The following is a 22,266-nucleotide window of genomic DNA, read 5'->3' on the forward strand; positions in this document are numbered from 1 at the left end:
GCGGGGGGCATTGGTGGGCGCTAACCAGGTGGGGGCGGCGCGGGCCGTCGGCATCATCACGCTCGTGGTGACAGCGGTGCTCGGCTCGGCGTTCCTGCTCGGACGGGGCCTGGTACCCGACGCGTCTCGGACCGACGCCGCCGTCACCGCGACCGGCGCCGAGCACCCCGAGTACGCGGACCAGTCCGCCCTCGACGCCGATCCGGAGCACACCCGTGCGCCGCACGCCGAGCCGGACCGGTCGCAGTCCGCCGACCCGCAGGAGCAGGATCCGACCATCGGCCCGATGGGTACCCGGGTGAGCACCGGCACCGCCGGTGTCGCGCTCACCTTCGACGACGGACCGCACCCCGACTACACCCCCCAGGTTCTCGCGATCCTGCGGGACCACCACGTCACGGCCACCTTCTGCGTGGTCGGCAAGAACGCCCAGGCGTACCCGTGGCTCGTCGAGCAGATCGTCGCCGAGGGACACACGCTCTGCAACCACAGCTGGGACCACGACGTCGCCCTCGGCGCCCGGTCCGCCGACTGGATCCGCGCCGACCTCATGCGGACCAGCGAGGCGATCCGCGCCGCGGTGCCCGACGCGCCGATCGCCTGGTACCGACAGCCCGGCGGTGCCTGGACCTACTCGGTCGTCTCCGTCTCCCGGGACCTCGGGATGGCGCCGCTGCACTGGACGCTGGACCCGTCCGACTGGCGGGCGCCGGGCGCGAGCCGGATCGCCGCCTCCGTCATCAACGAGGCACGACCCGGCTCGATCGTCCTGCTGCACGACGCGGGCGGCGACCGTCAGGGCACCGTGAACGCGCTGTACCGGATCCTGCCCGAACTGGCCGGCAGGTTCGAGGTTCAGGCGTTGCCACCGCGCGGACTGTGACGCGGGTACCCACCGTCCATCCGGGCGGCCGGCCCACCGTGCGACTACGGTGAGGCGATGAGCAGCACCCAGTCGGACGTCGACCAGGTCAGCCGACTCGACCGGCTCGGTCCCGCGGAGGTCGCCGACGTGCTGGCGTTGGCCGGTGCCGCCGGCGACGCCGACGGCGCGGACCCGATGGACGAGCACGTACTGCTGCGCCTACGCGACGAACACGCCGCGGCGATCCACCTGGTTGCCCGCTCCGTCGACGGCACGCTCACCGGGTACGCACACCTCGACACGACCGACCCGGGCAGCGGCGTCGGCGTGGACCTGGTGGTGCACCCGGCGTACCGGCGGCGGGGCACCGGACGGACGCTGGCCCGGGGGTGCTGGCCGCCGCCACCGGGCCGCTGCGGGCGTGGGCGCACGGCGACCACCCCTCGGCCGCCGCCCTCGCCGTCGACCTCGGCTTCCACCGCGCCCGGGTCCTCTGGCAGCTACGTCGACCGCTCGCCGCCCCGCTGTCCGAACCGCACCTGCCCGACGGGGTGACGCTGCGCGCGTTCCGCCCCGGCAGCGACGACGAGGCCTGGTTGACGCTCAACGCGCGCGCCTTCGCCGACCATCCGGAGCAGGGTCGGTGGACCGCGCAGGACCTGCGGGTACGCCTCGCCGAGCCGTGGTTCGACCCGGCCGGCTTCCTGCTCGCCGTCGAGTCGGCGACCGGCCGACTGCTCGGCTTCCACTGGACCAAGGTGCACGAGCGCACCGGCTCCGCCCGCATCGGTGAGGTGTACGTGCTCGGGGTGGAGCCCTCCGCGCACGGTGGCGGGCTGGGGCGGGCCCTGACCACGGCCGGACTGGCGTACCTGCGTGACCGACGCGGGCTTGACCGGGTGATGCTCTACGTCGACGAGTCGAACACCGGCGCGGTGGCGCTCTACGAGCGGCTTGGCTTTGCCCGCTGGTCCGCCCACGTCAACTACCAGCTCGGCTGATCCGCCCGGGTCACGGCAGGTGGAACCGGGGCCGGTCGGGGTCGGACAGATCCAGCCGGGGCGTGATCGGGGTGACCGCGTCGCGGTCCGCCGCCGCCGCTGCCACCGCGTCGAGGTCGGTGCAGGCGGCGATCTCGCGGAGGGTGACCAGGGTCGGCGGGAGCATTGTCAGCTCACCGGCGGCGACCTGCCGCCCCGCCTCTGCGGGCCGGATCCACAGCGTGTGGTCGGCCTCGCCGGAGACGTCGCGGGTGCGCTGCCCCTCGGGCAGCAGCGCCACGAAGAAGTACGTGTCGAAGCGACGCGGCTCGAATTCCGGGGTCACCCACCGGCTCCACGGCAGCAGCAGGTCCGACCGGATGGTGAGCCCGCGCCTGGCGAGCAGGTCGGCGAAGCCGGTCCGCCGCTGCTCCAGGTCCACCCGGACGGCCTCCCAGCCGTCGCCGCTGACGTCACCGACGACCCGCGTCGCGTCCGGCCCGGCGAGCAGCACCCCCGCCTCCTCGAAGACCTCGCGGGCCGCCGCACAGACCACCGCCTGGGCCGCGCTCGGGGCCAGCCCGAGGCGCCCGCCCCAGTCCGCCGGTGTCGGGCCGGCCCAGTCCAGGTGGGTCGTGGAGTCCGAGGGGTCCACCCCACCGCCCGGGAAGGCGTACATGCCGCCGAACGCCATCGCCGCGACCCGACGGATCAGGTAGACCTCGAAGCCGGCGTCGGCCGGGCGGAGCAGCAGCACGGTGGCGGCCACCCGGGGCACCGCCGGCACCGCACCGGAGGCCCGGAACCGGCGGGCGTGCTCCACGAGCGCGGGCGGCGCCGGGAAGCCACGGTCGATCGTCATGCGCCGAGACTAGTCCCGACCCGTGGATGCCCAGTACAGCGCTCTGCTGATCTTCGGTAGCGTCGCGCCATGACTCGTTGGGGCATCCTGGCCACCGGCCACATCGCCGCCCGCTTCGCCGAGGATCTCCGGCTGGTGCCGGGGGCCGAACTCGTCGCGGTCGGTTCACGCACCGCCGAGACCGCGGAACGCTTCGCGGAACGGCACGGCGTACCACGGGCGTACGCCTCCTGGGCGGAACTGGCCGCGGACGCCGACGTCGACGTGATCTACGTCGCCACCCCGCACGCCGCCCACCACGAGGCGGCCCTGACCTGCCTCACCGCCGGCAAGCCGGTGCTTGTCGAGAAGCCGATCACCCTCGACCTGGCCACCAGCACCGAACTCGTCGACACCGCCCGCGCCGCCGGGGTCTTCCTCATGGAGGCGATGTGGATGCGGTGCAACCCGCTGATCCGGCGGGTCTGCCAGCTGATCGCCGACGGCGCAATCGGCACCCTGACCGGGGTCCGGGCCGACTTCGGCGTCGCCGGGCCGTTCCCACCCGAACACCGGATGCGCGCCCGGGCGCTGGGCGGCGGCGCGCTGCTGGATCTCGGTGTCTACCCGATCAGCCTGGCCCATCTGCTGCTGGGCCCGCCGCAGCACGTACGGTCCTGGGCGAAGCTGGGTCCGGAGGGCACGGACGAGAACACCGGCCTGGTCTTCGGCTACGACTCCGGTGCCGTGGCCACGTTGAGCTGCAGCATGGTGGGCGCCACCGGACTCACCGCCTCGATCACCGGCAGCACCGGGCGGATCGACCTACCCGAGCCGTTCTTCCGTCCCGCAGGGTTCACCCTGCACCGTGCCGACGCGGAGCCGGAGACGATCACCGAGGAACTGGTCGGCTCGGGCTACCAGCACGAGGCCATCGAGGTGCAGCGGTGCCTGGCCGAGGGACTGACCGAGAGCCCGTTGGTACCGCACTCGGCCACCCTGGAGATCATGGGCCTGTTGGACGACATCCGCGCCCAGATCGGCGTCTCCTACCTCTGACGGCCGGTCGAAGGGCCCCTGGGCCGTCCCAGGGGCCCTTCGACACAGCTCAGCTGAAGACCGGACGGACCAGGAAGTACATCAGGGCACCGATCGAGCCGGCCGCCGGAAAGGTCAGGATCCAAGCGCCGATGATGTTGCCGGCCACGCCCCAGCGCACCGCGGAGAGCCGCTTGGTGGCGCCGACGCCCATGATCGCCGAGGTGATCGTGTGCGTGGTCGAGATCGGGGCACCGAGCACCAGGGCGTTGAAGTAGAGCACGCCGCTGGCCACGGTCTCGGCCGCGAAGCCCTCCGGCGGGCGCAGGTCGATGATCTTCCGGCCCAGGGTCCGGATGATCCGCCAGCCACCGGCGTAGGTACCGGCCGCCAGCACCGCCGCCGAGGTCCAGAACGCCCACTCCGGGATGTAGGTGGCGTCCTCCTGGTAGCCGCCGACGAAGAGGGCGAGCACCACGATGCCGATGGTCTTGGCGGCGTCCTGCATGCCGTGGCCGACCGACATGGCCGCCGCCGAGGCGGTCTGAGCCCAGCGGAAGCCGCGGTTGAGCTTGCCCGGATGCCCGTTCCGGAAGATCCACTGAACCGCGACCATCACGATGTAACCGAGGATGAAACCGACCATCGGCGACAGGATCATTGGGATGATCACGCTCTCGCCGATGCCGGTCCACAGCACGGTGCCGGAGGCGGCGACGGTCGAGCCGACCAGGCCACCGATCAGGGCGTGCGAGGACGACGAGGGCAGGCCGAAGTACCAGGTGATGAGGTTCCAGGTGATCGCGCCGATCACCCCGGCGAAGACGATGCCGAGGCTGGAGACACCGGTGGGCAACTCGACCAGGCCGCTGCCGACGGTCTTGGCCACCTCGGCGCCGAAGTGGGCGCCGATGAAGTTGCCGACCGCCGCCATGGCCAGGGCGACCCGGGGTGTCAGCGCCCGGGTGGAGATGCTTGTCGCGATCGCGTTTGCGGCGTCGTGGAAGCCGTTGGTGTAGTCGAACACCAGGGCCACCCCGATCACCGCCAGCACGGCGATGAGCTCGGGACTCACAGGATCAGGACTCCTTGACCGCGATGGTCTCGACCGTGTTGGCGACGTGCTCGAAGGCGTCGCAGGCGGCCTCCAGCTCGTCGGCGACCTCCTTCATCTTCAGCACGGTCAACGCGTCGTACTCCCCGGAGAACAGCCGTACCAGCAGCATCCGGTAGGCCTGGTCGCCGTCGTTCTCCAGCCGGTTGATCTCGATCCAGTAGTCCTCGAGATCCTTCATCGACTTCAGTCGGGGCATCGCGTCGGCGGTCAGCTTCGCCTGCTGGTCGAGCACGTGCACCAGCTCGTGCATCTCCCGGGGCAACGACGGCAGCTTGGTCAGCCCGTAGAGGTAGAGCAGGTTGCCCACCGCCTCCAGGTGATCCATCACGTCGTCCAGCAGCGAGCCGAGCCGGTAGATGTCCTCCCGGTCGAAGGGGGTGACGAAGGTGGAGTTGATCTTCTTGTACAGGTCGTGCGTGATCTGGTCGCTGTCGTGCTCCACCTCGGTGAGCCGCTCGCTCACCGACTGCACCTCGACATCGGGCAGGGCCAGCTCGTTGAGCAGCTCGGTACCCCGGACCAGATTCTGCGCGGCCCTGGTGAAGAGCTCGTAGAAAGCGCCCTCGTTGGGGCGGAAGGAAAACCTCACAGCACGGACCTCGTCGTGTCGGGTGGAAGGGGTGGCGGCCGTCGCTCGGGCGCCCTGCTGAGGGGAATGCTAGGGAACCGTCAGACCGGCGATTTTTCGGCCCACCCCTGGCCAGATCGCATTCACCGCTCGTTCAACTTCCGTTCACCTTCACCGGCCCCGTGGTTCCCAGCAGCCGCTCCCGTTCCCGTGCGATGTCGAAGTCGGCTGGCGGATACCCCAGATCGAGAGTGTCGAACGTCTCACGCAGCAGGTGCGCCACCGCCCAGTCCCGGTACCACTTGCGGTCCGCCGGCACCACGTACCACGGCGCGACCTCGGTGCCGCACCGGGCGAGCACCTCGGCGTACGCGGCCTGGTAGTCGTCCCACCGGGACCGGGCGTCGACGTCGGACGGGTGGTACTTCCAGTGCTTCGTCGGATCGTCGAGCCGGGCCAGCAGCCGCCTAGCCTGTTCGACGTTGGAGATGTGCAGGAAGACCTTGACCACGACCACCCCGGCGTCGGTCAACTCCCGCTCGAACTCGTCGATCTCCGCGTACCGGGGCCGCCAGAGGTCCTCCGGAGCCCGCTCCTGAACCCGGGGCACCAGCACGTCCTCGTAGTGCGAACGGTTGAAGACCCCGAGGCTGCCCGGGGGCGGCAGGGCCCGGCGGATCCGCCACAGGAAGTGGTGCCGCAGTTCCTCCGCGGTCGGTGGGCCGAACGCCCGGATGTGCACGCCGAGCGGGTTCATCGCGCCGACCACCCGCTTGACCGTGCCGTCCTTGCCACCGCAGTCCATCGCCTGGAGCACCAGCAGCACCCGCCGCCCGACGCCCGGGTCGGCCTTCGCACCGGCGAACAGCATCTCCTGCTGGTCGGCCAGCTCCGCACCCAGCCGGGCGAGCTGCCGGCGGGCCCAGGCCTTGCGGTCCGGCCAGGTCACCTCGGGGCCGGGCAGCCCCGGGGTCGAGCGGGGGTCGATCTCGGCGAGATCCACCGGGCCACCGGGCCGCACCTGGAGCAGGTCGCGTACCGCGCCGCCGGTCGGCGCCACCACGTCAAAGTCACCGTCGTCCACCATCGGAGCATCATCACCCGTTCGCCGCCGGTCCGCCGACGGAGGTGGCCGCGGCGATCAGACCACCAGCGCCAACCACTTGCGGTACGAGGTGGCGAAGGGCTCCGTGCCGTCGCCGAGTGCGCCGAACAGCCAACGTGCCGCCGCCTCGGCCGCCACCACCAGGTCGTCGGGGTACCCGAAGCGGACCCGGTGCTCGGCGAACTCGTCCTCGTCGCGCAACTCGACCAGACCGGTCTCCCGGCGCCGGACCACGTCCAGGTCGAGGTCGATCAGATGAACGGTGTCCTCGCCCTCCCAGCGGGCCGGACTGGCGATGTCGCAGTAGACCTCACTGGTGCGGGGCGGCGGGTTGAACATGCCGGTCCACCAGGCGTGGTGGGGCACCAGCAGCACGAAGGGAATCTGCTCGACCGAGGGCCGGCCGTGGTAGACCGAGCTGGTGCCGGCCGACACGCCGAGCCAGATGCCGAGGTCGTCCTCGGCCAACCGACGGGCCGGGTAGTCGCGGTGGGTGCTGCCGTCGAACTTGCGGTAGATCACCCGGATCACGTCGCTCGGCATGAGTCGCACCCTAACCGATTCCGCCCACGCGTCGCCGTCGGGAAGTTACCGGACGACCGGGCGGTGTTTCCGCTATGTGCGGCCGCAACACACGGCTGTTCGGTACCGACCACGTCCGACCCGGCGGGTACCGTGCCACGGTGACTCCGCCCCGCACCGCCACCGGCACCAACACCACCCGCGACAAGGCCCGCCGCCGGGGCGACCGGCCGGGCGGGGCCGAGCTGTTGTCCGCGGCGGTCGGGGCGGTGCCCGGCGGCACGGCCCGTCCGGGCCAGCAGCGGATGGCCGCGGCGATCGAGGAGTGCGTCGCCAGCGGTGACCACCTGCTGGTGCAGGCCGGCACGGGTACCGGCAAGTCCCTGGCGTACCTCGCGCCGGCGCTGACGGTGGACGGGCCCGTGGTGGTCTCCACCGCCACCCTGGCGTTGCAGTCCCAGCTGGTGGAGCACGACCTGCCCCGGTTGGCCGACGCCGTCGAGCCGTTGCTCCGGCGCCGCCCCACGTTCGCCGTGCTGAAGGGCCGCCACCACTACCTCTGTCTGGCCCGGCTGGAGAACTCCACGGCGGACGAACCGGAGGACACCCTCTTCGACGCTCCGGCCGAGCGTCCCGGCGGCACGCGCTGGCTCGGTGAGGCCGGCCGGCTGGGCAAGCAGATCCAACGCCTGCGGGACTGGGCCCTGGAGACCGACACCGGTGACCGCGACGAGCTGGATCCGGGCGTCGACGACCAGACGTGGCGGCTGGTCTCGATGCCCGCCCGCGAGTGTGTGGGCGCCTCCCGCTGCCCGTACGGCGCGGAGTGCTTCGCCGAGGCGTCCCGGGCCCGGGCCCGGGAGGCGGACATCGTGGTGACCAACCACAGCCTGCTCGCGGTCGACATGCTCGCCGGTCGGCACATCGTCCCGCCGCACCGGCTGTTGGTCGTCGACGAGGCCCACGAGCTGGCCGACCGGGTCTCCTCGGCGGCCCAGGCGGAGCTGACCCCGGAGCTGATCGACCGCTCCGCCCGGCGGGCCCGTCCGCTGCTGCGCCCGGAGACGGCCGAGGCGTTGACCGCGTCGGGTGACGCCCTCGCGGTCGGGCTGGCCGAGGCACCGGTCGGACGCATCACCAGCGGGCTGCCCGGCCCGCTGCGGGAGGCCTGCACGCTGCTGGACGCCGCCACCCGTTCCGCACTGGACAGCATCGGCGACGTCAAGGCCGACGACCCCGACCCGGTACGCAAGCAACAGGCCAAGGCCGTCCTCGACGAGTTGTCCACCACGGCCCAGCGGTTGCTGGAGGAGGCCGAGCACGACGTGGCCTGGGTGGAGCGCAACGACGTGACCGGACGCCGGGCACTTGTGGTGGCGCCGCTGTCGGTCGCCGGCACCCTGGCCACCCACCTCTACGACGAGCGGACCGTGGTGGCCACCTCGGCCACGCTCGCGCTGGGCGGGCGGTTCGACACGGTCGCCCGGGCACTGGGTCTCGACTCGCCCCCGCCCGGCCCACCGTCACCGGCCGCCGCCGCCCTGGCCGAGGCCGCTCGACGACCCGCCGCCCTGACCGAGGACGCTCGGCGACCGGCGGGGCGGGGCGACGCGGCGGGTGGTACCGCGCCAGCCCGACCGGAGGACGCGGGCACGGCGACCGACTCCGGGCTCGGGTGGCGTTCGCTCGACGTCGGCTCGCCGTTCGACTATCCCCGGCAGGGCATCCTCTACGTGGCCGCCCACCTGCCCCGTCCGGGGCGTCCAGGCTGCCGAGGCCGCCGGGGAGGAACTGCTCGCGCTGGTCACCGCGCTCGGCGGGCGTACGCTCGGCCTCTTCTCCTCGCGGCGGGCCGCGCGCAGGCAGCGGAGCTGCTGCGCGCCCGGACCGACCTGCCGGTGCTGCTCCAGGGCGAGGAGGCGTTGCCGCTGCTGGTCCGGCGCTTCCGCGAGGAGCGGGCGAGCTGCCTGTTCGGGGTGATGTCGCTGTGGCAGGGCGTCGACGTTCCGGGTGATTCGTGCCAGCTCGTGGTGATCGACCGGCTGCCCTTCCCGCGCCCGGACGAACCGCTCGCCGCGGCCCGGGCGGCGGCGGTCGACGCCCAGGGCGGCTCCGGCTTCGCCGCGGTGAGCGTCCCGATCGCGGCGGTCCGGCTGGCTCAGGGCGTGGGCCGGCTGATCCGGGCCAACGGTGACCGAGGCGTGGTGGCGGTGCTGGACTCCCGACTGGAGACGGCCCGCGGCTGCGCTCGTTCCTGCGCCGCTCGTTGCCCCGTTCTGGTACACGACCCGTCCGGAGGTGGCCCGGGGCGCCCTGGCCCGCCTCGCCGCGAGCTGAGCCGGGCGGCGTTACCGGTGGGCGGGCAGGGCGTCCACCGCCTGCCGGCCGCCGCGTTCGCCGCGCCGCGCCACCACAGCTGAGGCGTGGGACGGCGGTCAGGGCGCCCGGGAGGCGACGACGACCGCGTCGGGTGGGGTGTCGGGGACGCGTCGGGCGGCGAGGCGACGTACCGCCGTGTTGAGCACCGCGATGATGGGCACCGCGACCAGCGCGCCGGTGATCCCGGCGAGCACCACGCCGGCCGCCAGACCGATGATCACTGCGAGCGGGTGGATGGCGACCGCCCTTCCCATGATCAACGGCTGGAGGATGTGGCCTTCCACCTGCTGCACCCCGATCACCACACCAAGAATGATCAACGCGGTCACCGGGCCGCTGTCGACGAGCGCCACGAGCACCGCCACGCCCCCGGAGAGGGTCGCACCGACGATCGGGATGAACGCGCCCAGGAAGACCAGGGCGGCCAGGGGGAAGGCGAACGGGATGTCGAAGATGACCAGGAAGATGCCGATGCCGACGGCGTCGATGAAGGCGACCAGCACCGTCGCCCGCACGTAGGCGACAAGCGTCGCCCAGGCGGCCCGACCGGCGTCGTCGACCTTCCAGCGCGCGGCGACGGGCAGCAGCCGGACCAGGAACCGCCAGATGATGTTGCCGTCACGCAGGAAGAAGAAGGTGGCGAAGAGGACGAGCACCGTGCCGGTCAACACCTCGGCCAGGGTGGCCGCGGTGGAGAGGGCGCCGCTGGTGAACCGCTCGGTGTTGTTGTCGACCCACCGCTGGGTCTCCTCGATGTACCGGTCGAGGTCGTTGTCCGACAGGTGCAGGGGCCCGGTCTTGAGCCAGTCCTGGATCTGTTGCAGACCCTGGGTCGACTTCGCGGTCAGCTCCGGCACGCCCTTGATGAACTCGTTGACCACCAGGGTGAGCGTGCCGATCACCGCGGCCAGCCCGGTGACCAGGACCACCGCCGTCGCCAGTGACCGCGGCAGGCGGGCCCGCAGCAGCCAGCCGACCGCGGGTGCCAGCAACGCCGACAGCAACAGCGCCACCGCCAGGGGGATGATCACGATGCTGATCGTGCCGACGAGCTTCAGCAGCGCCCAGAAGACGATGCCGATGACGATCAGCCGCCAGCACCAGGCGGCGGCGATCCGCAGCGCGTGCGGCACGTCGGCGTCGTCGCGACTGGAGGTGGAGTTGTGCACCGGCGCGGTCGGTTCGGCACCGACCACGGTCGCCGCGGCCGGTGCCGCCGGCCCGGGACTGGAGGGCGAGGCCACGGTGGCCGACTCCGGGACGTCGGACGGTGTCTGGCGACCCGCGCGAACCGATTCCCGGCCCGACTCGTACGCGCGACGCAGCCGTCCGCGTATCCGCTCGAAGCGGCTCAAGCGCACCTCCTGGCAGATCTTCGCCTGCGCACTGCGTCAGGTCGGACAGGATACGCCCGACCCGGCAACGGTAGGACGGATTCGCCACCCACAGTGCCCCGTCCGACCGGTCCGCTAACCCGGTGACCACCGGCCGGCCGGTGCGGGACGACACGGTAGCGTCTGCGGCGTGACCGCCGACAACCTCGACTCCGGCCTGCCCATCCGGCTGCTGCACGACCGCGTGCTGGTGCGGATGGAGGGCAGCGACGGTGAGCGGCGCTCCAGCGCCGGCATCGTCATTCCGGCCACCGCGGCGGTCGGCAAACGCCTGGCGTGGGCGACCGCGGTCGGGGTCGGCCCCAACGTACGCTCCATCGTCTCCGGCGACCGGGTGCTCTTCGACCCCGACGACCGCTCCGAGGTCGAGTTGCACGGCCGCGGCTACGTGCTGCTGCGGGAACGCGACGTGCACGCGGTGGCCGCCGAGCGGGTCGAGGAGAACGCGACCGGCCTGTATCTCTGACCGGCCACCGGTCCCTCGACGGCCTCGTGTCGTTTGCCGCGCTCCCCGGCGGGAAGCCAGCCGCACCACCGGCCTGGGGAGGGACGATGCCGGTATTCGTGAAGAAGGTGCTGGCCTGGGGAAGCCTCGCGTTTCTGATCTACTTCATGGCGTTCCGGCCGGAGGGCGCCGCACAGATGTTCAAGGCCATCGGTGCGGCGCTGATGATGATGGCCCAGGGGCTCGGAGACTTCCTCACCAGCCTGATGACCTGAGCACCACCCGCCGGCCGGTCAGCTCGCGACCGGCCGGCGTCGGCGGTCAGCGATGCCCCGGTGGCCAGGGGGCGGCCGGCCGTGGACCGTACCAGCCGGGCCCGCCGTAGCCGACGGGAAACGGCGGTGGCGGGGGCGGTGGGGTGAGCACCACCGGAATCGGCACCACCGGCTCCTCGGGAGCCTCCACCGCCCGCTGTGAACCGTCCGGAAAACGCAGGTGGTAGCGGTGTCCGTCCCAGACACCGACCGGCGACTGCGGATCCCGGCCCACGAAGTACGACCGGTACGCGGCGATGGAGTGCAGCAGCTCCTGTTCCTCCCGGGCCGTCCGGTCCCGGTCGACGGGCCGGCGGTCCAGACCCCGGGTGGCACCGTCCCGCAGCAGCGCCAGCCGGGTCGCCGCGAACTGGTAACCGCGCATCGCCCGTAGACCGGCGTCACCGGCCACCCGCCGGGCCCACACCCGGGCCGCGTGTCGCCGGCCGAGGCTGCTCAACGCGGCCACCTCCGGCGGCGTGAGCCAACCGGCCCGGACATAGTCCGGCAGTACCCGCTCGGTCAGCCGCCCCTCCCAGGCCCGCAGCCACACGGCCAGGCCGACCATGCCGAAGAAGATCGGCACCATCACGCCGACGAAACCGAAGAGCGAGATCAGCATCTGACCGGTGGCCTGGGTGAGCGTCGGCAGCAGGTTCCACGTCCCGTGCAGCATCATCGCCAGCAGCAGCCCCGCGACCGGAGCGAAGAACCGCACCCGGCGGTCCGCCGATCGCGCGGCGATACCGAGCCCGATACCGGCCATCGAGGTGAACAACGGATGGGCGAACCCGAACAGCAGGATCCGGACGATGAAGATGGCGATCACCTGTTGCGCCCCGGTCGCCGGCCCGTACTGCTCGACGCCCGAGGCGTACCCGTACCCGCCCAGGTAGAGGATGTTCTCCACCATCGCGAAGCCGATCGCGGACAGCCCGCAGTAGACGAGGCCGTCGGTGATGCCCGACCATTCCCGTCGCCGGAAGATCAGCAGCAGGATCGGGCCGAGAGTCTTCGTCAGCTCCTCGATGAAGGGTGCGACCAGGACGGCGGTGAGGGCGACGGGCAGGTTCTGGTCCTCGAACCAGCCGGCGGCCGTCTCGTTCACCGTCAGTGACGCCGCGGTGGAGACGAACGCGCCCCAGGCGAAGCAGAAGATCAGGTACTTCAGCGGCTCGGGTTCGTAGCGGTCGAGCCAGAGGAAGCAGGCCACCAGCACCGGTACCGGCAGTACCGCCGCGGCGGTACCGACCAGCAGCGCCTCCGGGCCGAGACTGGTGCCGAGCGTGAACAGCATGAAGATCGCACAGGCCGCGATCAGGATGATCACCCCGACCAGCACCAGCGCCCGCCGCCAACTGAGGCGACGTCGTGGCATTCCGGGTACGCCACCACCCGCGCCTGGCGCGACGAGCACGGACGGCGACGGCGGCAGAGATCCGCCGGACGGGGTGACGGCCATGCGGTCAGCGTAGTCATGCCCGGCCCGTCCGGCCGGGCGCATGGCCGCCCCCGGAGGACTCAGCCGACCGGAGGCGCGGTGGGCCGCCGCACGGTCGGCTCCGGCCCGGCCGGCGCCCCCGGTCGGTCCAGCTCACCGAAGGAGCGGCGGACCAACCGGTTCGCCTCCTCCTGGCTGATGCCGGAGGCGACCAGCAGGTCACTGGCGGTGGTACGCACCTGCGCCACCACCACGCTGCCCGAGAAACCCACCCCCTCGCCGTACGCCCGACCGGCCTCGCTGACGGCGCGCAGCGACCGCTCCCGGGCCTGCTCGGGCTCCTCACCCTGGGCGAACTCCTTCTGCAGCATTCGTACCGCCTCGGCCAGGTGACCGACCGCGTCCGGCATCGGCTCCGGGACCGCCTCGTCGTCCTCCACCAGGGTCACCGCGCGCCGGATCAGGGTGCCGCTGTTGCGCATCGCCCGGTCGATCGGATCGGCGGCCTCCGCGTAGTGGGTGAGTTCGCTGCGCCGGTGCCACCGCGCCGGGGAGAGCAGCGCGGTCTCCTTGGCACCCTCGATCGCCTCGGAGAAGGTGGCCAGTTCGTCCTTGTTGTCGCGCAGCCGGTCCAGCGCGCTCTGGATCTTCTCCCGATCGCGCTCCCGCAACCCGTCGGCGGCGACGTCGAGCTGGGCGGCGAGCAGATCCAGCGCCGGCCGGGCCGCCCGGTTGAGCACCCGTAGCGGGTTGAGCGGCAGCAGGATCGCGGTGACCAGCAGCGCGACGCTGCCGCCGACGATCGCGTCGATGAACCGGGGTAGCTCCAGGTCCTCCACCGACGGGCTGAGCGTCACGATCAGCACCGCGGTCGCCGCGGCCTGGATGACGATCGCGACGCTGCCCCCGGCGAAGACGGTGAGCACGATGGCGGAGGTGACCACCAGGCCGAGTTGCCACGGCCCGGTGCCGAGGAAGTAGATCAGCAGGTCGCCGACGAACACCCCGACGCCCACCCCGAGGATCAGCTCGACGGTCCGGCGGAACCGCTGGCCGACCGAGACGGCCAGGGTGCCGACGGCGGAGATCGGGGCGAAGACCGGTTGCGGGTTGCCCAGCAGCTCGTGCGCGGCCACCCAGGACAGCCCGGCCGCCAGACCCGCCTGGGCGGCCAGGCCGAGCGACAGGCGCACCCGGTGCAGACGGTCGCGCAGGGTGGCCTTGCCACGGTGGTGCAGCTGCGCCATGGTCCCGGCGATCCGAGCCGTGTCCACGTCGGACCGGCCGTCGCTTGCACGGTCACGGCGCAGCAGCCGGGAAAGTCCGCTCCGGGCCACCGCCATGGCCGGGACTACCCGCCTGACGCCCGGACATTCCCCGCCGAAGCGGCACATGGCCCCAGACCGGCGACACGTCGCCGCATCGGGCAGACTCGGGCCGGTGACGGAGCTGCTGGCACGGTGGCGTACCACCGCCCGGGCGGCCGGAGCGGCTGACCCGGCGTCGGTCGACGCGGCTGGGGTGGAACTGTTCGAACGGTGGCGGGAGCCGCACCGGCACTACCACACGGTCGCGCACCTGACCGCCGTGCTCGACGTGGTCGACCGGTACGCCTCGACCGCGTCGCGACCCGATCTGGTCCGGCTCGCCGCGTGGTGCCACGACGCGGTGTACGACCCCCGCGCCCTCGGCGATCAGAACGAGCGCGCCAGCGCGGCGCTCGCCGACGCCCTGCTCACCCGGTTGGGACTGCCCACCGCCGAGGTGACCGAGGTGATCCGGCTGGTCCTGCTCACCGCCGGTCATGTGGTGGCGCCCACGGACGCCGACGGCGCGCTGCTCTGCGACGCCGACCTGGCGGTGCTGGCCGCCTCACCACCGGAGTACGACAGGTACGCAGCCGCGATCCGCCAGGAGTACGCCCACGTCCCCGAGCCGGACTACCGCATCGGCCGGGCCAGGGTGCTCGCCGCCCTGCTCGCCCTGCCCTCCCTCTACCGCATTCCCGAGCTGGCCGCCCGCTGGACCCACCCCGCCCACACCAACCTCACCCGCGAACTGTCCCACCTGACTCATCACCCCTAACCCGACGTCGATCTTGCACTTTTCGTCGGGACATAACGGCGTCAAAGCCGCGGATGGGGGACCGAAAGTGCAAGATCGCGGGAGTCCGGGCGGGGGCGAGCGAGGTGTTTGGGGCGGCGGAGGTTGGCGGCGCGGAGGAGGCGGACGATGTCGCGGCTGGGCACGACCTGCGCGCCGAGCCAGACGGCCATCGCGAAGCGGTCCGCGGGGATGTCGTAGTGGTCCCGGTCGAAGCCCCGCCGGGGAGCACCCAGCATCTCCGCGAAGGCGTGCAGTTCGGCGAGGGAGACGTCGCTGATCAGGTGCGACCAGAGCCGGCCGCGCCCCGGCCAGGACGGCCGGTCCAGGTAGATCACGCGGCCACGGTACCGGGCGTCGGCGCAGGTTGATGATCACCAGTGACCGGTCGTAGCCTCGGCCGCATGGCCGCCTCCCCGCTCCTCGACGACCTCCGCGCCGCTCTCGGGCCGGACGCGGTGCTCACCGATCCCGACCTGCTGCGTGGGCACGAGCGGGACGAGGCCGACCTGTGTGCGTCGGCCACACCGCTGGTGGTGACCCGGCCGCGCAGCACCGAGGAGGTCGTCGCGGTGGTCCGGGCGGCCGGGCGACACGGCGTACCGGTGGTGCCGCAGGGTGCGCGCACCGGGTTGGCGGGCGCGGCGAACGCCGTCGACGGCGCGGTGGTGATCAGCACCACCGCGCTGAACGCCATCCTGGAGATCGATCCCGTGAGCCGGATCGCGGTCGTGCAGCCGGGAGTGGTCAACGCCGCGCTCACCGCGGCGGTGGGTGAGCACGGCCTGTGGTACCCGCCCGACCCGGGCTCCTGGGAGTCGTCCACCATCGGCGGCAACGTCGCCACCAACGCGGGTGGGATGTGCTGCGTCAAGTACGGCGTGACCACCGAGTACGTGCTCGGACTGGAGGTGGTGCTCGCCTCCGGCGAGGTGCTGCGCACCGGCCGCCGGACCGCCAAGGGGGTGGCCGGCTACGACCTGACCCGGCTCTTCGTCGGCTCGGAGGGCACCCTCGGAGTGATCACCGAGGTGACGGTGGCGCTGCGGCCCGCGCCGGCGGAGTCGCTGACCCTGGTGGCCGTGTTCGGTTCCACCGCGAACGCCGGCGCGGCGGTGGCCCGGATCGCCGCCCAGGGCCTCTCCCCCAGCCTGCTGGAACTGCTCGACCGCACCCACCTGACGGCGATCGAGGCGTACCGGCCGATGGGGTTGCGCACCGATGCGGAGGCGCTGCTGCTGGCCGCGGCCGACACCGGTCCCCGGGCGGCGGCGGACCTGGCCGAGTTGGCTGCGGTCTGCGAGGCGGCCGGCGCCGAGGAGGTGTACGCGGCAAGTGACGCCGTCGAGGCCGCCGCGCTGTTGCAGGCCCGCCGGCTGGCCCACCCGGCGATGGAGAAGTACGCCGTGGACACGTACCCGGACGGCAACGGTGGCCTGATCATCGATGACCTGGCGGTGCCCCGGGGTGCGCTCGCCGCGCTGCTCGACGGGGTGGCCCGGATCGCGGCGGAGTGTCAGGTGCCGATCGGGGTGGTCGGTCACGCCGGCGACGGCAACATGCACCCCAACATCGTGGTCGACCGGGCCGATCCGACGAGCCTGGAACGCGGCCGGCGGGCCTTCGACGAGATCATGCGGTTGGGGCTGGACCTGGGCGGCACGTGCACCGGCGAGCACGGCGTCGGCCTGCTCAAGCGGGACTGGCTGGCCCGGGAGATCGGCCCGGTGGGCGTACGTGTGCACCAGGCGATCAAGGCGGCGCTCGACCCGACCGGCCTGCTCAACCCCGGGAAGGTGCTCTGACGACGCCGCATCGGCGCTGCCGCTAGCCCACCATCTCGGCGGGCGTGTTCTGGGTGAGCAGCAGCAGGATCTCCTCGGCCACCGGCGGCCTTTCCTCCCCCGGGCAGTCCTGCGAGGTGATCAGGCCGGCCGCGGTCAGCAGGGTGGAGGTGAGCGCGCCGACGCAGCTGACCCGGTAGCCCCGGGCCTCGTCGGTCTCCAGGGCCAGGTCCGGCTCGGCCAGCAGTTGCTGGAGACGCTCCCGGTGCTCGGCACTCAACTCACCGGTCGAGGTGACTCCGTCACCGGCACAGTCGACGCACTCCCAGCGCCCGTCCGGCTCCACGTTCAGGGTGCGCAGCGGACCATCGGCCCCGTCGTTCTGCAGCAGGCTGACCCGGCCCTTTCCGGCGGTGGTCGCCCCCGCGCCGCCGGGTTGCCCGGCGGCCGGCGCGCTCGCCGCCGCGGGTGGTTCGGAGTTGTCGCCGAACGGCGCGCAACCGCCGAGAGCGACCGCCAGCGCAACGATGCCGGGCAGGAAGACCAGTCGTGATCGGGAAAGCGCCATCACTCGCGGAACTTACCCCACCGTAGGTAGCGAGCGTAACCCCATTGAATGGATATCCATGCTCGGCGATCTCCATAATGGAACCGTCAGCGGGCCAGGCCTGCCGCGCCGTCGTCGGCACTCCGATCCGCCGGGTAGCCGCGTACGTCCGGAGCGCCGAGCCGAGCGGCGTCCGCGGTGGCGTCGTCCGGCATCAGCTGGGACTGTCGCTCGGCCTCCACCCGGGCCCGGTAGTGGGTCACCTCCCGAGCCCGGCGAGCCGCGTCCCAGCCCAGCACCGCACCCATCAGCTCGGCCGCGTGTTCGGCCGACTCCAGGCCCCGGTGGGTGGTCTCGATCGAGATCCGGGTACGCCGGGTCAGCACGTCCTCCAGGTGCAACGCCCCCTCGGCGCGGGCCGCGTACGTCACCTCGGCGGCGAGGTACTCCGGCGCACCGGCCAGCGGGGAGGACAGCAGCGGATCGGCGTCGATCAGGGCGAGCAGATCGAGGGTCAGGCTGCCGTAGCGTTCCAGCAGGTGCTCCACCACGCCCACCGGCAACCCGTGGCGACGGGCCAGATCCGCCCGGTCCCGCCACATGGCCGCGTACCCGTCCGCACCGAGCAGCGGCAGGTCGGCGGTACGCGAAACCCGGGTACCGCCGAGTCGGCGGACCGCCCGGTCGACCACGTCGGCGGCCATCACCCGGTACGTCGTGTACTTGCCACCGGCCACCAGCAGCAGCCCGAGCATCGGCTCGATCACGGCGTGCTCCCGGGAGAGCTTCGAGGTGGAGTCCGCCTCACCGGCCAGCAGCGGCCGCAGTCCGGCGTAGACACCTTCGATGTCGGCCGTGGTCAGCGGGCGGTCCAGCACCGTGTTGACCTGCCGGAGCAGGTAGTCGATGTCGCTGGCCGAGGCCGCCGGGTGGGAGCGGTCCAGCCGCCAGTCGGTGTCCGTGGTGCCGATGATCCAGTGCCCGCCCCACGGGATGACGAACAGGACACTCGTGGCCGTACGCAGGATCAGTCCGGTCTCGCCGGTGATCGCCGAGCGGGGCACCACCAGGTGCACGCCCTTGGACGCCCGCACCCGGACACCGGGCCGCAGGCCGACGTCGTTGAGCATCCGGGACATGTCGTCGGTCCAGACACCGGTGGCGGCGATGACCGTGCGGGCGCGTACCTCGAACTCGGCCTCGGGCGCACCGGAGGGTGCCTCCAGGTCGCGAACCCGGACCCCGGTGACCTCCCGGGCCTGTCGGATCAGTCCGACCGCCCGGGCGCTGCTGACCACGGTCACGCCCAGGCTGGCGGCGGTGCGGGCCAGGGTGATCACCAGGCGGGCGTCGTCGACCTGCCCGTCGTGGTAACGGATCGCGCCGGCCAGGCCGTCGGAGCGCAGGCTCGGGAAGACGCGGCGGGCGCCCTCCCGGCTCAGGTGCCGGTGCAACGGCATGCCCCGGCCGCCACCGAAGAGGCCGGCGAAGGCGTCGTACGCGGCCACCCCGGCGCCGTAGTAGGCCCGCCGCAGCAGTCGGGCGGGCAGGTCGCGGACGCCCTGACCGGCGGGGAGTGGCACCAGGAACGGCACCGGCCGCACCAGGTGCGGCGCCAGCCGGGTGGCCAGCAGCCCGCGCTCGGTCAGCGCCTCGTGCACCAGGCCGACCTCCAACTGCTCCAGGTAGCGCAGGCCGCCGTGGATCAGCTTGCTGGACCGGCTGGAGGTGCCGGCGGCGAAGTCGCGGGCCTCCACCAGGGCCACCTTCAGGCCCCGGGACGCGGCGTCGACAGCCGCTCCGGCACCGGTCACCCCGCCCCCGATCACCAGCACGTCGAACCGCTCGGCGCGCAACCGACGCAGGTCGGCGGCGCGGCGAGCGGGCGAGAGCTGCCCGGCAACGGACCGCAGAACGTTCGGATCACGCACCCGTCCACGTTAACCGTCCCCACCCGCCACCGGCACGTGCCGACCCGGGCACCCCGACCAGTCGCCCGGCAGATCCGTCCCGACGACCGGGCGGCTGCGTCGTACTGTGTGCGGATGCGGGCGGAACCCACCACACCCGGCTCGACCGGTAGCCCCTGGGCGATCGTCGCGGCGGTGTTCGCCGGCTGTTGGACGGTCACGGTCACGGTCCTGGCGCAGACCGGCGGCTGGGCCGTCGACCAGGTGGTCCTGATCGGCGGCCTGGACCGGCTGGTGCCGCTCTGGCCGGTGGTCTGCCTGCTCACCGTGCTGTTGGTCGCCGCGGCGGCGCTGCCGTTGGCCCTCATTCCCCGCTCGGCGGCGGTCCGCGTCACCGGCCGGGTGTGGTTTGCCGGCGCGCTCGCGCTCGGCCTGCTCGGGCTGCTGCGGACGATCCCCCGGTGCACCACGAGGCGTACCTCGCCGCGCTGGCGTTCGTGGCCGTGCTGCTGGCGGTGGTGACGGCCCGGCTGCCGTCCCACGTCCTCGGCCCCGGCCGCCGGGCCGACGAAGCACGGCTGGCCGACCCCGTCCCGGGCCGTCACGACCATCCCGTCGGCGGGGCCGGAGAGCATGTCGGCCTTCCGGATCAGCCGGACCGGCTGCCATCCGGCGGTCCGGGACACGGGACCGGGCCGGAGGCGATGGCGGTCGGGCGACCGGCACGACTGGACGTACGTCCCTCGGTGGCGGCCCTGCTCGCGATGGCCGCCGGGCTCGCCCTGCTGCTGCCCTGGGTCTGGTGGGGCGCGCTCGGCGGGCTGCTGGAGACCGTCCTCGCCGGGCTGGCCGCGGCGGCCGTCGGCGCGCTGGCCGCGACGCTGCTCGACGCCCGGTTCTGGGGTCGTTTCGACGCCGACGAACCGCCCCGACCGGCCCGGCTGGTGCTGCTGGGCGGGCTCGTGGCCGGGGTGGTGCTGCTGCTGGTGGGTGCCGGCACCGGCCACTCCGGCGCGCAGTTGCCGCTGCTGGTGACGCTGCCGCCGGCCGGGTTCGCGCTGGCCGCGCTGCGGGCCATGAGCCGCCGGCCGGCGGCCGGACGCGGCGTCGCCCACCTGGCACCTGGCCCGGTGCCGGACCAGCCGGCAACCGGAGATGTCGTGGCCCGCCATCCGGCCAGGGCGGGCGGCCGGGCACCGGCGGCCTGGCTGGTCGGGCTCGGTGTTCGGCCCGCTGGCCTTCACCGATCCGGAGGAGGTCAGCCTGCTGCTGGTCGGCACCCGCGACGTGCCCTTCTGGGTCGCCGCCGCGACCGGTGCCGGACTCGCCGTCGGACTGGTGCTCGCGGTCGGATACGGCCTGCTGCTGGCGCGACGCTCGGCCCGCACGCCGAGCCGCGCGCTGGCCGCGGCGAGCGCGCTGACGCTGCTCGTCACGGTCGGCCTGGTCGGCTCGGTCGCCGGCCAGCCGGGGCTGCACGGGGAGCGGCTCTTCGTACTGCTGCGGGAACAGGCGGATTTGAGCGGTGTGAGCGGCGGGCCAGGTCGGGCCGGCCGGGACGCGCGCGCCGGGGAGGTCTACCGGCGGCTGGTCGACACCGCCGACCGGACCCAGGCCGACCTGCGGCGGACCTGCGCCGGGCCCGGCTGCCGCACACCCCCTACTACCTGGTGAACGCGATCGAGGTGGCCGGCGGGCCGGCGGTACGGGCCTGGCTGTCCAGCCGGCCCGAGGTGGCCCGGGTACTGGTCAGCCAACGCCTGCGCCCGTTGCCGGCGCCCGCCGACAGCGCCACCGGCAGCGCGCCGGCCCCGTCCGGCCCGCCGTGGCACATCACCATGATCGGCGCGGACCGGGTCTGGTCCGAACTCGGCGTCACCGGCGCCGGGGTGACCGTGGGTAGTTCCGACTCGGGGGTGGACGGACGGCACCCGGCCCTGGCCCAGGGTTTCCGAGGCGGCGACGACTCATGGTTCGACCCGTGGAACGGCACTGGGGCACCGACCGACCGCGGCGGACACGGCACCCACACGATGGGCAGCGCCGTCGGGCGGGACGGCATCGGCGTGGCTCCCGGCGCCCAGTGGGTCGGCTGCGTCAACCTCGACCGCAACCTGGGGAACCCCGCCGCCTACCTCGACTGCCTACAGTTCATGCTGGCGCCCTTCCCGCCGGGCGGTGACCCGTTCCGGCAGGGCCGGCCCGCCCGGGCACCGGAGATCCTGACCAACTCGTGGGGCTGCCCACCGATCGAGGGGTGCGATCCTCGGGCGCTGCAGCCGGCCACAGCGGCGCTGGAGGCCGCCGGGATTCTCGTCGTCGCGGCGGCCGGCAACACCGGCCCGTTCTGCGGCTCCGTGCAGGATCCGCCCGCGCCGTACCCGGATGTGCTGACCGTCGGTGCGGTGGACGACCGGCGGCGGGTCACCGCCTTCTCGTCCCGTGGTCCGACGGCCACCGGGACGACGAAACCGGATCTGATGGCACCGGGGGCGGAGGTCATCTCCGCGATGCCCGGCGGCGGGTACGCCGTGCTCGACGGCACCTCGATGGCCACCCCGCAGGTGGCGGGGGTGGCCGCGTTGATGTGGTCGGCCAATCCGGAACTCGTCGGCGACCTGGATCGGACGCGACGGATCCTGCGCGAGACGGCCGAACCGATCGAGACCAGCGACTCCCCCCGGAACCGGTCCGACGAGTGCGGCGGCCCGGCGAACCTCGTCGGCGCCGGCCTGGTCGACGCGTACGCGGCCGTCTCGGCGGCGCGTGGTTGATCGCCCACGACCGATCACACCCCGACGCGAGCGGTACTCGCCCGAGGGGTTATCTGACCCCTCCGGACCTGCTATCTTGCGGCTTCATGCACGGTCATTCGTCCGGGTCGGCGGCTCCTCTCCGGACATCGTCGACAGC

17 protein-coding genes and 3 pseudogenes are annotated in these 22,266 nt (G+C 72.9%); 9 read left to right on the forward strand and 11 right to left on the reverse strand.

Annotated features, from left to right (window positions below):
- The first annotated feature begins 10 nt into the window (after nt 1–10).
- Together ENC19_RS19260 and mshD are read left to right on the forward strand one after the other, a co-directional pair.
- Nucleotides 11–883 (forward strand): polysaccharide deacetylase family protein, encoded by an 873-nt coding sequence (locus ENC19_RS19260; protein ID WP_164448529.1) that lies wholly within the window; start codon nt 11–13, stop codon nt 881–883.
- Between the two features lie 57 nt (nt 884–940).
- Nucleotides 941–1,866: pseudogene (gene mshD, locus ENC19_RS19265) on the forward strand (mycothiol synthase).
- A gap of 10 nt (nt 1,867–1,876) precedes the next feature.
- On the opposite strand, the gene ENC19_RS19270 reads toward mshD, so the two are convergent.
- Entirely contained in the window at nt 1,877–2,707 is an 831-nt protein-coding gene (locus tag ENC19_RS19270; RefSeq protein ID WP_164448530.1) for an NUDIX hydrolase, read from the reverse strand.
- A 69-nt stretch (nt 2,708–2,776) separates the two neighbouring features.
- Here ENC19_RS19270 and ENC19_RS19275 point away from each other — a divergent pair, with 69 nt between their 5' ends.
- Complete coding sequence (locus ENC19_RS19275; protein ID WP_164448531.1) at nt 2,777–3,745, forward strand: Gfo/Idh/MocA family protein; 969 nt, start codon at nt 2,777–2,779, stop codon at nt 3,743–3,745.
- A 49-nt stretch (nt 3,746–3,794) separates the two neighbouring features.
- On the opposite strand, the gene ENC19_RS19280 is transcribed toward ENC19_RS19275, so the two are convergent.
- From ENC19_RS19280 to ENC19_RS19295, 4 genes are all read right to left on the reverse strand, one after another.
- Nucleotides 3,795–4,799, reverse strand: a complete 1,005-nt coding sequence (locus ENC19_RS19280; RefSeq protein WP_164448532.1) for an inorganic phosphate transporter — start codon at nt 4,797–4,799, stop codon at nt 3,795–3,797.
- 4 nt (nt 4,800–4,803) lie between these two features.
- Nucleotides 4,804–5,430 (reverse strand): DUF47 domain-containing protein, encoded by a 627-nt coding sequence (locus ENC19_RS19285; RefSeq protein WP_093403380.1) that lies wholly within the window; start codon nt 5,428–5,430, stop codon nt 4,804–4,806.
- Nucleotides 5,431–5,563: 133 nt separating this feature from the next.
- Entirely contained in the window at nt 5,564–6,496 is a 933-nt protein-coding gene (locus ENC19_RS19290) for a PPK2 family polyphosphate kinase (RefSeq protein ID WP_164448533.1), read from the reverse strand.
- A gap of 54 nt (nt 6,497–6,550) precedes the next feature.
- On the reverse strand, nt 6,551–7,057 hold the full coding sequence (locus tag ENC19_RS19295; protein ID WP_164448534.1) for a DUF402 domain-containing protein: 507 nt from the start codon (nt 7,055–7,057) through the stop codon (nt 6,551–6,553).
- Between the two features lie 74 nt (nt 7,058–7,131).
- Here ENC19_RS19295 and ENC19_RS30400 point away from each other — a divergent pair.
- Nucleotides 7,132–9,373: pseudogene (locus ENC19_RS30400) on the forward strand (ATP-dependent DNA helicase).
- Between the two features lie 98 nt (nt 9,374–9,471).
- On the opposite strand, the gene ENC19_RS19305 reads toward ENC19_RS30400, so the two are convergent.
- Nucleotides 9,472–10,770: an AI-2E family transporter gene (locus tag ENC19_RS19305; protein WP_166458799.1), complete on the reverse strand. Its 1,299-nt coding sequence runs from the start codon at nt 10,768–10,770 to the stop codon at nt 9,472–9,474.
- 169 nt (nt 10,771–10,939) lie between these two features.
- Here ENC19_RS19305 and ENC19_RS19310 point away from each other — a divergent pair, with 169 nt between their 5' ends.
- Both ENC19_RS19310 and ENC19_RS29360 read left to right on the forward strand, forming a co-directional pair.
- Complete coding sequence (locus ENC19_RS19310; protein WP_164448536.1) at nt 10,940–11,275, forward strand: GroES family chaperonin; 336 nt, start codon at nt 10,940–10,942, stop codon at nt 11,273–11,275.
- Nucleotides 11,276–11,361: 86 nt separating this feature from the next.
- Nucleotides 11,362–11,529 (forward strand): hypothetical protein, encoded by a 168-nt coding sequence (locus ENC19_RS29360; protein WP_166458800.1) that lies wholly within the window; start codon nt 11,362–11,364, stop codon nt 11,527–11,529.
- Nucleotides 11,530–11,575: 46 nt separating this feature from the next.
- Here the strand turns inward: ENC19_RS29360 and ENC19_RS19315 are convergent, their stop codons facing one another.
- Nucleotides 11,576–13,072, reverse strand: coding sequence for a PrsW family intramembrane metalloprotease (locus ENC19_RS19315; RefSeq protein ID WP_164448537.1), 1,497 nt, complete (start codon nt 13,070–13,072; stop codon nt 11,576–11,578).
- Between the two features lie 17 nt (nt 13,073–13,089).
- Nucleotides 13,090–14,346 carry an FUSC family protein gene (locus ENC19_RS19320; RefSeq protein WP_328824311.1) on the reverse strand — a complete coding sequence of 419 codons (1,257 nt, stop codon included), beginning with the start codon at nt 14,344–14,346 and terminating at the stop codon, nt 13,090–13,092.
- 103 nt (nt 14,347–14,449) lie between these two features.
- Here ENC19_RS19320 and ENC19_RS19325 point away from each other — a divergent pair, with 103 nt between their 5' ends.
- Nucleotides 14,450–15,094 carry an HD domain-containing protein gene (locus ENC19_RS19325; RefSeq protein WP_164448539.1) on the forward strand — a complete coding sequence of 215 codons (645 nt, stop codon included), beginning with the start codon at nt 14,450–14,452 and terminating at the stop codon, nt 15,092–15,094.
- Between the two features lie 41 nt (nt 15,095–15,135).
- Here the strand turns inward: ENC19_RS19325 and ENC19_RS19330 are convergent, their stop codons facing one another.
- Entirely contained in the window at nt 15,136–15,450 is a 315-nt protein-coding gene (locus ENC19_RS19330) for a DUF4031 domain-containing protein (protein WP_164448540.1), read from the reverse strand.
- A 66-nt stretch (nt 15,451–15,516) separates the two neighbouring features.
- On the opposite strand from ENC19_RS19330, the gene ENC19_RS19335 reads away from it, so the two are divergent.
- Nucleotides 15,517–16,917, forward strand: coding sequence for an FAD-binding oxidoreductase (locus ENC19_RS19335; protein ID WP_164448541.1), 1,401 nt, complete (start codon nt 15,517–15,519; stop codon nt 16,915–16,917).
- Nucleotides 16,918–16,939: 22 nt separating this feature from the next.
- On the opposite strand, the gene ENC19_RS19340 is transcribed toward ENC19_RS19335, so the two are convergent.
- Together ENC19_RS19340 and ENC19_RS19345 are read right to left on the reverse strand one after the other, a co-directional pair.
- Complete coding sequence (locus tag ENC19_RS19340) at nt 16,940–17,464, reverse strand: hypothetical protein (RefSeq protein WP_166458802.1); 525 nt, start codon at nt 17,462–17,464, stop codon at nt 16,940–16,942.
- An 86-nt stretch (nt 17,465–17,550) separates the two neighbouring features.
- Entirely contained in the window at nt 17,551–19,374 is a 1,824-nt protein-coding gene (locus tag ENC19_RS19345; protein ID WP_164448543.1) for a glycerol-3-phosphate dehydrogenase/oxidase, read from the reverse strand.
- Between the two features lie 114 nt (nt 19,375–19,488).
- On the opposite strand from ENC19_RS19345, the pseudogene ENC19_RS19350 reads away from it, so the two are divergent.
- Nucleotides 19,489–22,127, forward strand: a pseudogene (locus ENC19_RS19350) (S8 family serine peptidase).
- Nucleotides 22,128–22,266: the final 139 nt, after the last annotated feature.

Source organism: Verrucosispora sioxanthis, assembly GCF_010560025.1.
Taxonomy (GTDB): domain Bacteria; phylum Actinomycetota; class Actinomycetes; order Mycobacteriales; family Micromonosporaceae; genus Micromonospora; species Micromonospora palythoicola.

Bases quoted from the DNA above. Each gene is read 5' to 3' on its own strand.
- ENC19_RS19270 (WP_164448530.1), bottom strand. From the start codon at position 2,707: ATGACGATCGACCGTGGCTTCCCGGCGCCGCCCGCGCTCGTGGAGCAC.
- ENC19_RS19275 (WP_164448531.1), top strand. From the start codon at position 2,777: ATGACTCGTTGGGGCATCCTGGCCACCGGCCACATCGCCGCCCGCTTC.
- ENC19_RS19290 (WP_164448533.1), bottom strand. From the start codon at position 6,496: ATGGTGGACGACGGTGACTTTGACGTGGTGGCGCCGACCGGCGGCGCG.
- ENC19_RS19295 (WP_164448534.1), bottom strand. From the start codon at position 7,057: ATGCCGAGCGACGTGATCCGGGTGATCTACCGCAAGTTCGACGGCAGC.
- ENC19_RS29360 (WP_166458800.1), top strand. From the start codon at position 11,362: ATGCCGGTATTCGTGAAGAAGGTGCTGGCCTGGGGAAGCCTCGCGTTT.
- ENC19_RS19315 (WP_164448537.1), bottom strand. From the start codon at position 13,072: ATGCGCCCGGCCGGACGGGCCGGGCATGACTACGCTGACCGCATGGCC.
- ENC19_RS19335 (WP_164448541.1), top strand. From the start codon at position 15,517: ATGGCCGCCTCCCCGCTCCTCGACGACCTCCGCGCCGCTCTCGGGCCG.
- ENC19_RS19340 (WP_166458802.1), bottom strand. From the start codon at position 17,464: ATGGCGCTTTCCCGATCACGACTGGTCTTCCTGCCCGGCATCGTTGCG.